The sequence below is a fragment of the Bacteroides sp. AM10-21B genome (assembly GCF_003472565.1).
GTDB classification, from domain to species: Bacteria; Bacteroidota; Bacteroidia; order Bacteroidales; family Bacteroidaceae; genus Bacteroides; species Bacteroides propionicigenes.
The window spans coordinates 111,599-125,110 of the sequence record NZ_QRME01000008.1 but is presented as its reverse complement, the minus strand read 5'-3'; the positions used below and the strand labels follow the sequence as shown (position 1 = coordinate 125,110).

Below are 13,512 nucleotides of genomic sequence, written 5' to 3'. Positions count from 1 at the left end.
AGTAAAGTAATAAGGTGATAGTGTGGTATTGCTCTATCACCTTTTATCACTCTATCACGTTATATATACATAAATATGGAAAAGAAAATATCAATTTCTCAAATAAAAGAAGTTGCCCAAACAGCCTACAATGAGGTGAAAGGACAAACAGGCGGCAAAAACGCGGATTATATTCCGTACCTTGCCAACATAGACTCCGAGTTATTCGGCCTCAGCATTTGCCTGATGAACGGACAGACTATCAACATTGGTGATACGGATTACCGCTTCGGAATAGAATCAGTCTCAAAAGTGCATACTGCCATACTTATCCTGCGACAGTACGGTGCACAGAAAGTACTGGATATGATTGGCGCTGACGCCACCGGCCTGCCGTTCAACTCTATTATTGCCATTCTGCTGGAGAATGACCATCCTTCCACCCCATTGGTAAATGCCGGCGCTATTTCCGCCTGCTCTATGGTGCAACCGATAGGAAACCCAAACAAGAAATGGGATGCCATTGTGCAAAATATTACTGAACTGTGCGGCTCCGCTCCACAACTTATTGATGAGTTATACAAATCGGAAACGGCCACAAATTTCAACAACCGCTCCATTGCTTGGTTATTAAAGAACTACAATCGGATTTACGACGATCCGGATTTGGCGCTCGACCTTTATACCCGCCAATGTTCACTGGGTATCACAGCCGAGCAATTGGGTATTGCAGCCGGAACGATTGCCAACAACGGTATTAACCCCGTCACCAAACAAAGCGTATTTGAAGCCGGGCTCGCGCCGAAAATCACTTCAATGATTTCCACCGTAGGTTTCTACGAACACTCAGGAGACTGGATGTACACAGCCGGCATACCAGCCAAGAGCGGTGTGGGCGGTGGCGTAATGGCCGTATTGCCCGGCGTAATGGGTGTTTCCGCTTTCGCTCCCCCATTGGACGAAGCCGGTAACTCCTTCAAGGCGCAACTGGCTATCAAGTTTATCATGAACAAACTTGGTCTGGGCGTATTCAACGGTGACAATGTGACGATTGTAGAATAATGAAAATGGCTCTATCAGACTTCGTTTTGCGAAAAAAAGGAATATACGGCATACTGCATATCATCATCCTGCTACTTTCGCTATTCTTGGTCATCAGCATCTCCATCGATACGTTCAAAGGCATCCCTTTCTACGAGCAATCGGTGTATATGGAAGTACAGCTATGGATTTGCGCATTGTTCCTGGCAGACTTTGTGCTGGAATGGATTTTGGCAACAAACAAGAAACGTTATGTTGCCACGCATTTCATCTTTCTGCTGGTAGCTATTCCTTATCAGAACATTATAGCCTATATGGGCTGGACTTTCTCGCCCGAAATCACCTATATGCTGCGTTTCATCCCGTTGGTAAGGGGAGGCTATGCTATGGCTATCGTAGTGGGTTGGCTGACGTATAACCGCGCATCGGGCTTGTTCGTATCTTATCTGACAATGCTGTTGGCCACCGTCTATTTTTCGAGTCTCGCCTTTTACGTCATGGAGCACGGAACCAACCCTTTGGTTGCGGGCTATGGCGATGCTTTGTGGTGGGCATTCATGGATGTAACTACGGTAGGTTCCAATATTATAGCGGTCACCGTCACAGGACGGGTGCTGTCCGTACTACTGGCAGCGTTGGGCATGATGATGTTTCCCATTTTCACAGTATATGTAACGAGTCTGGTAGAGAGACGTAACAAGGAAAAACAGGACTATTACAAAAAGGCAGAACGGAAACAGGAACCTGCAAACACCACTCCTTAATTGATAAAGCCACGATTTTTCCTTATAAGTGAATATACATAATTAGCTTATACTATCTGTCATTCAGAGCGTAGCGAAGACTCTACTCTCTTGATGTATACACAGAGAAGAGATTCTTCGCTACGCTCTGAATGACAGATGCTCTTGATATAAATTAAATTTCAACACTTACTTATATTTTTTTCACCTAAAACCTTAACTTATGGCAAATATTAAACAAACAGTGAAGCTGGGCGTGTTTACCCTGGCCATCATGAATGTAACGGCAGTAGTATCCCTGCGCGGACTACCTGCCGAGGCCGTGTACGGAATGAGTTCGGCCTTCTATTACTTATTTGCAGCCATAGTCTTCCTTATCCCGACGTCACTCGTCGCTGCGGAATTGGCTGCTATGTTTCAAGACAAACAAGGCGGTGTATTCCGCTGGGTAGGTGAAGCCTACGGAAAAAAGCTCGGCTTCCTCGCCATCTGGGTACAGTGGATTGAAAGTACAATCTGGTATCCTACAGTATTAACGTTCGGTGCCGTATCTATTGCCTTCATCGGCATGAATGACGTGCACGACATGGCGTTGGCAAACAACAAGTATTATACGCTGGTTGTGGTGCTCGTTATCTACTGGCTGGCAACGTTCATCTCCCTAAAGGGTATGAGCTGGGTAGGAAAAGTAGCCAAAGTGGGCGGTTTGGTAGGTACAATCATCCCTGCCGGATTACTGATAGTCCTCGGTATTATTTACCTCGCCACAGGCGGACATTCCAATATGGATTTCCATAGCAGCTTCTTCCCGGACTTGACGAATTTTGACAACGTGGTGCTTGCCGCAAGTATCTTCCTCTTTTATGCAGGTATGGAAATGGGCGGTATTCACGTAAAGGATGTAAATAATCCGTCCAAAAACTATCCGAAAGCCGTATTTATCGGCGCGTTGATTACGGTGCTTATCTTCGTGTTGGGTACATTCGCTCTGGGCGTCATTATCCCCGCCAAGGATATCAGCCTTACGCAAAGCTTGCTGGTAGGCTTCGATAATTACTTCCGCTATATCCATGCTTCCTGGTTGTCACCGATTATAGCCATCGCACTGGCGTTCGGAGTACTGGCAGGTGTATTGACATGGGTTGCCGGTCCGTCCAAAGGTATCTTTGCCGTAGGTAAAGCCGGTTATATGCCTCCGTTCTTCCAGAAAACAAACAAGCTGGGTGTACAAAAGAACATTCTGTTCGTGCAAGGCGGCGCTGTAACCATACTAAGCCTTCTGTTCGTAGTGATGCCTTCGGTACAAAGTTTCTATCAGATTCTTTCGCAGCTGACGGTAGTTCTTTACCTCATTATGTATATGCTGATGTTCTCCGGAGCTATCGTATTGCGTTATAAGATGAAAAAGCTGAACCGTCCGTTCCGTATCGGTAAAGGCGGCAATGGTTTGATGTGGCTTGTAGGCGGCCTCGGTTTCTGCGGCTCATTGCTCGCATTCGTACTGAGCTTCATCCCGCCCAGCCAGATTTCTACCGGTAGCAATACCGTATGGTTCTCCGTACTTATCATCGGTGCGCTTATTGTAGTGATTGCTCCGTTCATCATCTACGCTTCCAAGAAGCCGAGCTGGGTTGATCCGAATTCGACTTTTGAGCCGTTCCATTGGGAAGAACAACCGGCCGCGCAAGTTGCGGGTAAAACTGCCACAGTGACTGCCGGAACAACCGCTTCGGCAGCCGCAAGCGAGAACGTTGCACCTGCTTCTACGAAAAATACTCCCCCTAAAGGATAAAGACAGGCTTGCCATATAATTTTGCCTATAATGAAAATCCGGTATGATGTACATCAAAAGGATTTTTCATTATAGGCAATATCTTTTCTAACTTTACTAAAACGTACCCGACGATTTACTAAATCTCCGGCAACGATTTACTAAATCTTCCCCATTGTTTTAGTAAATCTCTATCTGCGCACGCCCGCTGATAACCCGCTACCAGTTCATTCATTACTTCCGCAACCGTTTGTATTCCTTTCTCATGGAGCAAGGCGGAAACCTGTCCTATTTCAAGCTCACCTTCTTCAAGGTCTCCTTCAAAGATGCCGCGCTTGGCACGTCCTCTCGACAAGAGAATACGCAATTCATCCTCAGTAGCTCCAACAGCCTCAGCTGCCATCACCGCCCGCTGAAAATTACCGCGAGCCAGACGTACCGGAGATAATTTCCTTAACAACAAACGGGTGTCGCCCTCTTTCAGATGCAGGCAATATTCTTTAAATACCTCACTGGCTGAACTCTCTTCCGTTAAAGCAAACCGTGTACCTATCTGAACACCCTCAGCTCCCAATGCACGCATCGCAAGAATCGCTTCGCCGGTAGCAATGCCGCCAGCCGCAATCAATGGCAATGCAGTAACCGCACGTACAGCCGGTATCAAACACAGAGTAGTTGTCTCTTCACGCCCGTTATGCCCGCCGGCTTCAAAGCCTTCGGCAACAATAGCATCTACACCGGCCTCTTCAGCCTTCATAGCAAACCGGGATGACGAAACAACATGCACTACCGTAATGCCGTGTTTCTTTAACCACCCGGTCCATGCCTTAGGATTACCGGCAGATGTAAACACGATGCGTACTCCTTCATCGACCACAATCTGCATGATTTCTTCTATCTGAGGATACATCAAAGGAATATTCACTCCAAATGAATGATGCGTAGCCGCACGGCACTTTTGTATATGTTCACGTAAAGTTTCGGGATGCATGGAACCTGCCCCCAATAAGCCTAAACCACCGGCATTACTCACTGCCGACGCCAATCGCCAGCCACTACACCACACCATACCACCTTGTATGATGGGATACTTTATCCCAAACAGAGAAGTTATTCTATCCATTATTTATCCTTTAAAGGTTTATCTTTATGAACAAGAATAAGAGAGATAAAGTTCGATATTTAAAAAATTAAAAAAAAGATACCTCTATTTTATAATTGCGTCTTTACGGCGGGCGCTAATAGAATCACCATAGTTTTTTAATACTTCCAATGTACGCGCACGGCGCTTGGCAGCCTTCCAATTCCAAAACTCTTTTGTAAAAGGACGCATAAAATCACCGGAGATTCCACCGCCGCCAACACCTCTCCAGCTACCTACCGCCATATTATTGGCACGTTCGGTCACCATATAGCGTAGTCCGGTAGCTTCTATCTGTTCCAGACTTTCACGCGGTCCGGCATCTAACGGACGCTTAGCCCAGTTTGTATAGATTTTGAGTTTTGTCAATTCATAGAACGGATTGCCCCGCCATGTATTCTTATTTACTGTAATCTTTTTCTGATAAACCGGATCCCAGTTGTATTTGGTGTTGGCTGTATATGGGCGCAGAGTCAGCACGACTTTTTTCTCCGGCATCTGAGGTACTGCAGGCAAAGATGCGTCAAAATCCAGCCATGATTTAGTTTCCTCCATTTTCTGAGAACCTAAAGGAGATTCAATACCTATCTCCTTCAATACGTCCGGATTCAATTTCACCTCTCCCTCTCCATTCAGCAATTGGCGCAAACGCAAAGAGTCCTGCGGAGTCCACTCTTGAGCGTAAAGAGGGAAGGCTACCGTACATAGCAGCCCTAAAAAGAGAATAATATATTTCACCCGATTAATTCCTTATACTTTATACCTTACACTTCATACCTCATCCAACAGAGCCTCACCACCACATATAACCACTTCCACAGAGCGGTTCGTCATAACAGGGGTCAATAGTCCACATGGTACGCGGATATTTCCTGCCCTCCCACCAGCGACGGTAACGAACGGCTGCATCCAAGACCTCTTCATCAGTCAAAAAGTAAATGCCTTCATAGTTCTCGGCATCAACATGTACCATTTTGCACCCCATTGAAGCATTATGTCCCAAACGAATTGTTTCTACCGTCCATAGGATACATTCACCCAACCGCAATTTTCCACCTGCCGAATAAGAAACGGGAGCCAACGGGAAAGAAGGTATTACCGTCAAATCCTCTGCGTACTTCAAGAGTTCCTCAATGTCCTCTTTGGCAAACTTAGGAACATTGCTCAGTCCCTCCGGACTTTGAGTAGAATATTTTCCCGCCCTCAGTTGTTTTACAAACAGCTCTACGTCCGGATGATTATAATCCAGTGACTCTTCACCACAAGATACAAGCGAAAGGCAACATACCATTGCGAGTATCACATACCCATATTTATATATTTTATAGAAAGTATTCATTTTGTTGTACAGCATTTAAGGTTAATAAGTCATACGCAATCCGCACAAAAGATTCAAATTCACGGGGCGTTCAGTCCTCAAGGTTCTGGTGTCGGAGTCTGTATCGAAATGATGAGAAACCGAAGGTTCGGCAAACAAGGCAAAACGGTCATTCAATTTATAACGAACCCCTATACCTGCCGCAACTGACAGTTGAACAGGTTCCGCATCAAAACCATTATCCCGAGCGCCGGCAATACATTTCTCGGCAGTTCCTCCTATGGTGGCATACAAATCGACTTTCGAAATGCTTGCCAGTGTCATGTTCAGTTTTACCGGAATACCTAAAGTATGCAGCGTACGGTCGGCATGCAGACGATTGTACTGTACACCCGTTTCCAATGCAAGCCAATTGTTCAGACTGCGTTCTACTGTAACTCCGGCCGTCAGCGGCATATTATAGTCTCCTTTAGGAAGAGAAGTCCCCAAAGCTGCTTTCAAAGCCCACTTTCGTGATTTCTGATATTTTAAAAGAGCATCTTCCGGTTCTTCTTCCGCAGAAACGGACGGGAAAATATCAGAATCGGAATTACCCTGAGTGGTGGTATTCTGATAAGGATTGCCGTTGTGTGAAACAGTATTGTTATTGAAGTAACCGCCACCGGTCTGTACTCGTTGTCTGATAGTGATAGAAAGCCTCACGGAGACAGATTCATTTTCATCTTCCGATTGGGTAGCCATGCCTGCAAGAATTCCGTTGGCAGGCTGCTTCATGCCGGGTTTCTGCGCTGCCGGAGTTGCCTGATGTATGGAGGGGAAAGACTCCTGTACCACATCACCGTTCAAACTGCCTTCCGGTGTCAAAGCAGCCACTTGCGTAAAGGCCTCCTTTATTTCTTCTTTCGGAGAGAAATACCAAAAAGCAGCCGAAGCAGCTCCCAACACAAACAGAACGGATGCAGCAGCCGCTACCCGATAATATTTGGGAGAAAGAAAAGCAGCCTTCTTCCGACTTACAGCCGAAGATGCCACATCTTCCTGCAACTTCTCCCAGAAGTCATCACGCACCGTCATTTCCGCCCCGGTCAGGCGGTTGCGGAATAATCCGGTTATTTCATCTTTTTCGTTCATTGTCAGTATATTCTTTAATTCTTTTCGCTAACATACATTTGGCACGATGCAACTGCGAGGTGGATGAATGTTCCTTGATGTGGAGCAGTTCCGCTATTTCCTTATGCGATTTCTCCTCGAACACATACAAGTTGAATACCGTACGGCATCCGTCGGGAAGTTCCGCCACAAATGCCATCAGCACTTCCTCAGAAAGTCGGTTTCCGCTTTCTACAATACTTGCTTCATCCTGCACATCGGGCAGCTGTTCTTCATTCACTACCAATTGGCTAAAACGGCGTTGTCTCCGCAGATAGTCAATGGCCTGTGTCACCATCACCCTCGTCACCCAAGTGCCCAATGCACATTCTCCACGAAAAGTAAAGTGGGTGAAGATTTTGATAAAGCCATCATGCAAAACATCGTGTGCCGCATCCATATCGCCCGTATAACGGTAACATACCGCCAACATCTGTTTGGAATAGAGAGTGTAAAGTTCCTTTCGGGCGGAATCTTTTCCTGCCCGGCAGCCCTCTATCAGTTCTATCTCATTTTCCAATGTCAGTGCTCGTTTTACGGACGCCTCTTCGCGTCGTTTGTTAGTTAGACGCAGCACCTTTGAAAATGCTGCTGAATTAATTATAAAAAGAAGTTAAAGAAATAAAGAACCTTTCAATACATCCAGTGCATCTATTCTATAAAAGATTTGTCGCCATAATCATTTTATTTTAAATCATATCTTTCTTCAAGCACTTGTATTGCCTTGTCTATACGTCTTCCCACGCGTTCTATGTAGTCTGGTGTGAAATAGTTCTTCGCTACCCTGACAAAGTTCCGTACCGACCTATCCGACAAGTAGATATCCCATGCCCCATATCCTCCACGATTTATCTGGTTCGTCTGTTCGTCAGTCAGTGCCAAATGGAAAGGGACCATAATTTCATCCTTCATATCGTAATAGCCATTCATAGTCGCCTTGAATCCATCCAATACTTCATAGATTCCGGTCAACTGCAACAATAATTCTTTATCTGAAATCTTCTGCATCAACATGGAACTTTTAAGTATATCCAATGCATTCTGACTATAATAGAAGCTGCGGATATGCCCCAAAAGAAAGCGGAACTGTATCAATGAATCTTCCGGTATCGTCCGATGCTTCAGGTCATACTCCACCAACAAACCGGAAAGGTGTTCATCCTCTCTGAACTCTGAGACGATACTCTCGTAATTATCCCGGTTGCTTTTCAGTTCATCCCTAATCAGCGACATGGTGGCTCGAATATCTTTCTTCTCGGAATTTTGAGTAACCAGCTCACTGCCGACAAAAGTAATCAGTACACCAATCACCACAATGGAAGTCTGCCGGATGTAGTCCCCTACTTGCCAACCTTTGACAGTTGTCTTTACTTTATTCCAAATTATGTTTTTCATATATTTCCATTATATCATCTATCACTCCGAAACACATCCTCTGTTTAGGGCTGACGCACCATCTGTTTTTCCATTGTCGATAATCTATTGATTATTAACAGAAAAGCCTTTCATAAGAATTGCTTCATGAAGGCAAATTTATGAAAGGCTCTTCTATTTATTCAGTAATACAGTTCCTACCTTTGTCAGCATGCTTTAAAACTCATATCAAGTCCTTTTACGGAATGCGTCAAAGCACCGACTGAGATAAAGTCTACGCCACATTCGGCATAGTCGCGCAAGGTATCGAATGTGATACCACCGGAAGACTCCGTTTCATAACGACCTGCAACCATTTCAACAGCTTTCTTGGTCATTTCAGGCGTAAAGTTATCAAACATGATACGGTCTACTCCACCCAAGTCAAGCACTTGCTGCAGTTCATCGAAGTTGCGCACTTCTATTTCTATCTTAAGGTCTTTTCCCTTCTCTTTGCAATATTCCTTGGCGCGGGTAATGGCTTTATCAATACCTCCGGCAAAGTCTACATGATTGTCTTTCAGCAAAATCATGTCGAACAAACCTATACGATGGTTTACGCCCCCACCAATCTTTACCGCCATCTTTTCCAGAATACGCATACCCGGAGTAGTTTTACGAGTATCAAGCACACGGGTATTCGTACCTTTCAACTTCTCGGCATATTTGTGGGTCATAGTGGCAATACCGCTCATACGTTGCATGATGTTCAGCATCAAGCGTTCGGTTTGCAACAAAGACTGCACTTTTCCTTCTACAACCATAGCTACATCACCCGGTTTCACTTGGGCGCCATCGTTGATGAACACTTCCACCTTCATAGTCGGGTCGAAACGGCGGAACACCTCTTTGGCTACTTCAATGCCGGCAAGGATACCGGTTTCTTTAATCAAAAGTTTGGATTTGCCCATTGCCGTAGCAGGAATGCACGAAAGGGTGGTATGGTCACCATCACCTATATCTTCGGCAAAAGCCAGGTCAATCAACCTGTCAATCAATTCTTCTTCCTTATTCATTTGTCTTATCTATTCTTATTTGATGTATTACATATTTATTCGCCACTTTCCTAAAGAAACAATTCACCCGGAAGCTTCCGTTTGCAGTTGTCAAAGTACCAATTATAAAACTGGACTCATCACGTTTGCCCTGATGATTTACAGTAAAACCGCTAACTTGATTACCGGAAAAGAAAGCAGCCATCTTTTCCTTCGCCGCTTGACGGTCTACATTGACTGAGCGGTTCTCAAGAATCAGCTCTACCTTATCACTCAGATACCCGTTCAGCTCCTGAGAATTCCCTTTGTTAAAGGCCGTAACCACCCCTGTCGGCACATCCTGCGCCATGAGCGAAACCGCCCAAAACAAGAGACAGCCCCATAATATTACTACTCGTTTATTCATTTTCACAAGTATTAATGATAGGCAAAGGTAAGCAAATCTTGCAAATAACAAGAAAAAAAGACTACTTTCTTTAGTTACTATACAAATTCAAATATTATGGAAAAAATATTGGCATTAATATAAAGACATAATTTTTCTCCTTCACATTTTTAATTAAACTACTTTTTAAGTTCTCGTTTCGTTGACAACGATGTAAAGGTGAGAAGATAGGTCAGCATAAACAAAGAAAACAGCCCGGGGAAGGCTGTTTTCTGAGAATGATTTATAATAAGCTTATAGACTGTAAGTTATCAAACCATTGTTCTTCTTACGGTATAATAGTTACAATCTAATCAATTTTACTTTTCATCGTCTATGTCGATGACACCTTGTCTTATCCGACCTCTGAGACCAGAAAAAATAAGAAACAAATTGCCAAATGTTTTTTTAAAAGCTTTATCACTGTTTATTCATCTATCAATCGTTGTGGGGGAACACGTCCTAATATCCGCAGGTCAAACTTCATGCGTTAAAGGAAAGAATGTATTAAAGCGACTTAACAATGTCAACAAAGTTCTCCATTACATACTCAACATCTTCTTTTGTCATACGAGTGTTGAGAGGAAGAGTTATTTCATTCTCAAACAAATGATATGCGTTTGGATAGTTCTTGATGTCAAAGCCAAGCGCCTTGTATGCCGTCATCATTGGTAGTGGCTTGTAGTGCACATTGGTAGCAATACCGCGCTCGGCCATCTGCTCAATTACCTTGTTAGTCTCTTCACGGGTACAACCCCGAAGACGGACAAGATATAAATGATGAGATGAGCAATGATTCTCTGCCTTGTGGTTTAGATAAGCTACCTTATGGTCAGTATCAAGATTTGCGTTAAGGGTATCAATCTTCTTGTTCATGTATTCTACATACTCAGCACGTTTCTGGAGCATTACAGGATAACGGTCGAACTGAACGAGCCCCAAAGCTGCCATGATGTCGGTCATGTTGCACTTGTACCAGGGACCGATGATATCGTATTCCCAGGCACCAAGCTTTGTCTTTGCCAAAGCATCCTTGTTCTGACCATGGAGAGAAAATAACTGAGAGAGACGGTAAATGAACTCATTCCAAGTCTCACCCTCAATGAAAGGAACCGAGCTTCCACAATATACCTGCTGACGCTCTACTTTCTCATTACCAAAAGACAGATTCCAAGTCATCGCACCACCCTCTGCGGTAGTAAAGTTCTTAACAGCATGGAAACTGAATGAAGAGAAGTCTGCAATCTCACCCGCCATTTTACCATTACGAGAGGCACCAAACGAGTGGGCACAATCATTTGAAACAACGATACGTCCCATTAGCCTTTGGATATCGTTCTTTGGTGAATATTTTGCAAGAATCTCAGGACGATTCACTATCTCCTTAATCTTATCCACATCAGCACATATACCAGCGATATCCACAGGTACGATAACCTTTGTACGCTCAGTGATAGCTGCTGCCAACTTCTCATAGTCCATCTCCACATTATCCTTCTGTGAGTCCACCATCACTATGGTTGCCCCCATATGTTGAACAACAGAAGCAGAAGCGGTATAAGTGTATGCAGGCATGATCACCTCATCACCAGGTCCCACACCCAGTACATGGAGCACCATCTCCATGGCAGCAGTAGCCGAATTCAAGCACACAGTTTTCTCGGTGTGAACATATTCTGAAATAATCTGTTCCAGTTTTTTAGTGCGAGGACCAGTTGTAATCCATCCGGAGAGGATTGCATCCCTCACTTCATTTACCTCCGCCTCCGTCATGTCTGGTGGGCTAAAAGGTATATTTTTTTTCAAATCTATACTCATACTTAATCTTTGAATATATAATCGTTTTATCGTTCTGTTATAATCACTTTAAAAGTCAGGAAGACAAGTTTTATATCATACCAAAAAGATGCATTCTGTACGTACTCCAAATACAATTTAATCTTCTCTTGCATAATTACATTGATGTAGTAATCTTCAGGATCCTCTGCTTTTTCCATTAATTCGTTCTCATTGCGAAACTTGATAGAAGCAGGATCCGTAATACCAGGGCGAACATCCAATACATGCATCTGTTCCTCTGTCCAGAAATTTACATAGTGACGCACCTCAGGACGAGGACCAACAAGACTCATTTCACCCAAAAATACATTAATCAACTGGGGCAACTCATCCAATTTATATTTACGGATAAAATATCCAGAGCGAGTGATACGCGGGTCACGACCACCGATGGTTACAAGACTACCTTTATCTGCACCTACTCGCATTGAACGGAACTTAAAAATATGAAAATCCTTGTTGTTGCGTCCCACACGTACCTGACGGTAAAACACTGGACCTTCTGAGTCCATCTTGATCCATATTGCCATTACTAAGAAAACTGGAATCAACACTAACAATCCACATCCACTGGCAATAATGTCAAATAATCGTTTCATATATCTACTTGATTTTCTTCACATAAAAGATCTTTTTCATCGCATTGCCCACCACATTCATCAGCACCCAGAATGTAGCCTGCACTGGATTCATCTTCTCCGCCACACGAAACAATGGATAATGCGCCCAAATACGCATATAGATAGGTTTTGGTGTAATCGAAACTGTACGTCTACGGTAACGAGCCAAATTTTCCTCCAGCATATAGCAGGGAGCCTTCTTCACCACCTTCAACCACATCGCAGTATCGTTATTCTTGCGTATATCTTTTACTTGAATAAGACCAATCTTCTCTGCATCATACATCACAGACAAGCAACCAGGCCAGCAGCATGCATACATATCAAACTCTGAAACTTTCTTCTTTCCCGATACGAACACCCCTAGCTCCTTCCCATCCTCACTTATCTCCGTATACTCATGATAAGTGAACGCATAAGTATTCTTCACCATAAACTTCAACTGGTGCTCCAGTTTCTCAGGCAGCCAAAGGTCGTCCGAATCAAGGAATGCAATCCATCTACCTTTTGCACGACGAAGAGCATTGTTACGCGTAATAGCTGCACCAAAGTTCTTCTCGTTACATATATACTTGATACGAGTATCCTCACAAGCATAAGATTCCACTACTTTATCTGTATTGTCGGTAGAACAGTCATCCTGAATCAAGAGTTCCCAGTTCTGATATGTCTGAGCCTGTATACTCTTAATAGTTTCTCCTATAAATTTGGCACAAGCCCAAGTAGGAGTGATAATAGATACCAATCCGTAGTCTTGCATAAAATATGTTTTTCTAATTTATCTTATATGTACATTCCATCTGTCTCATCCAGATTTCTAGGCGGATTCTTACTATTGGTATATGCAAACAATCTATTATTCAAACATTCGAAATGCACGCATCTATCTTCGCCTGTAATAACTGATGAAGCAACTGAAAATCTACAGTCGGGAATACTGTTGGTGAGTTTATAGAAATAAATTAATATTCACGCTCCTTCGCAAAATATACCTGCAATATGTCATCTTTCCAAGGATTCGATCTAAGTTTAGCCGGAATATTATACTGATACCTGAATTAGTTCAAAAAGGATGTTTG

At 43.7% G+C, this 13,512-nt stretch carries 14 protein-coding genes; 3 read left to right on the top strand and 11 right to left on the bottom strand.

Going from position 1 to position 13,512, the window contains the following annotated elements:
* Positions 1-75 precede the first annotated feature (75 nt).
* The 3 genes from glsA to gadC all read left to right on the top strand — a co-directional run bounded on the left by glsA (position 76) and on the right by gadC (position 3,555).
* The gene (glsA, locus tag DW121_RS12150; protein ID WP_118323907.1) at positions 76-1,041 is read left to right on the top strand and encodes a glutaminase A; all 966 of its coding nucleotides are present in this window, start codon (positions 76-78) and stop codon (positions 1,039-1,041) included.
* On the top strand, positions 1,041-1,784 hold the full coding sequence (locus DW121_RS12145) for a potassium channel family protein (RefSeq protein ID WP_117712354.1): 744 nt from the start codon (positions 1,041-1,043) through the stop codon (positions 1,782-1,784). The genes glsA and DW121_RS12145 overlap by 1 nt, the downstream gene beginning before the upstream one ends.
* A 202-nt stretch (positions 1,785-1,986) precedes the next feature.
* The gene (gadC, locus tag DW121_RS12140) at positions 1,987-3,555 is read left to right on the top strand and encodes a putative glutamine/gamma-aminobutyrate antiporter GadC (protein ID WP_118323906.1); all 1,569 of its coding nucleotides are present in this window, start codon (positions 1,987-1,989) and stop codon (positions 3,553-3,555) included.
* A 118-nt stretch (positions 3,556-3,673) separates the two neighbouring features.
* On the opposite strand, the gene DW121_RS12135 is transcribed toward gadC, so the two are convergent.
* The 11 genes from DW121_RS12135 to DW121_RS12085 all read right to left on the bottom strand — a co-directional run bounded on the left by DW121_RS12135 (position 3,674) and on the right by DW121_RS12085 (position 13,193).
* Positions 3,674-4,657, bottom strand: coding sequence for an NAD(P)H-dependent flavin oxidoreductase (locus tag DW121_RS12135; protein WP_118323905.1), 984 nt, complete (start codon positions 4,655-4,657; stop codon positions 3,674-3,676).
* An 84-nt stretch (positions 4,658-4,741) separates the two neighbouring features.
* Positions 4,742-5,413 carry a DUF4858 domain-containing protein gene (locus tag DW121_RS12130; protein WP_117712348.1) on the bottom strand — a complete coding sequence of 224 codons (672 nt, stop codon included), beginning with the start codon at positions 5,411-5,413 and terminating at the stop codon, positions 4,742-4,744.
* A 55-nt stretch (positions 5,414-5,468) separates the two neighbouring features.
* Positions 5,469-6,014, bottom strand: a complete 546-nt coding sequence (locus DW121_RS12125) for a DUF4943 family protein (RefSeq protein ID WP_118323965.1) — start codon at positions 6,012-6,014, stop codon at positions 5,469-5,471.
* A 21-nt stretch (positions 6,015-6,035) separates the two neighbouring features.
* Positions 6,036-7,124, bottom strand: a complete 1,089-nt coding sequence (locus DW121_RS12120) for an outer membrane beta-barrel protein (RefSeq protein ID WP_118323904.1) — start codon at positions 7,122-7,124, stop codon at positions 6,036-6,038.
* Positions 7,108-7,662 carry an RNA polymerase sigma factor gene (locus DW121_RS12115; protein WP_117712516.1) on the bottom strand — a complete coding sequence of 185 codons (555 nt, stop codon included), beginning with the start codon at positions 7,660-7,662 and terminating at the stop codon, positions 7,108-7,110. The genes DW121_RS12120 and DW121_RS12115 overlap by 17 nt, the downstream gene beginning before the upstream one ends.
* Positions 7,663-7,826: 164 nt before the next feature.
* Entirely contained in the window at positions 7,827-8,537 is a 711-nt protein-coding gene (locus DW121_RS12110) for a hypothetical protein (RefSeq protein ID WP_117712344.1), read from the bottom strand.
* Positions 8,538-8,722: 185 nt separating this feature from the next.
* On the bottom strand, positions 8,723-9,571 hold the full coding sequence (gene nadC / locus DW121_RS12105; RefSeq protein WP_117712342.1) for a carboxylating nicotinate-nucleotide diphosphorylase: 849 nt from the start codon (positions 9,569-9,571) through the stop codon (positions 8,723-8,725).
* On the bottom strand, positions 9,564-9,956 hold the full coding sequence (locus DW121_RS12100; protein ID WP_118323903.1) for a DUF4783 domain-containing protein: 393 nt from the start codon (positions 9,954-9,956) through the stop codon (positions 9,564-9,566). Before DW121_RS12100 ends, nadC begins: the two co-directional genes overlap by 8 nt.
* 525 nt (positions 9,957-10,481) lie before the next feature.
* Positions 10,482-11,792 carry a DegT/DnrJ/EryC1/StrS family aminotransferase gene (locus tag DW121_RS12095; protein ID WP_118323902.1) on the bottom strand — a complete coding sequence of 437 codons (1,311 nt, stop codon included), beginning with the start codon at positions 11,790-11,792 and terminating at the stop codon, positions 10,482-10,484.
* Between the two features lie 26 nt (positions 11,793-11,818).
* A complete protein-coding gene (locus DW121_RS12090; protein WP_118323901.1) occupies positions 11,819-12,412 on the bottom strand; it encodes a sugar transferase in 594 nt (197 codons plus the stop codon).
* 4 nt (positions 12,413-12,416) lie between these two features.
* Complete coding sequence (locus DW121_RS12085; RefSeq protein ID WP_118323900.1) at positions 12,417-13,193, bottom strand: glycosyltransferase family 2 protein; 777 nt, start codon at positions 13,191-13,193, stop codon at positions 12,417-12,419.
* Positions 13,194-13,512 lie beyond the last annotated feature (319 nt).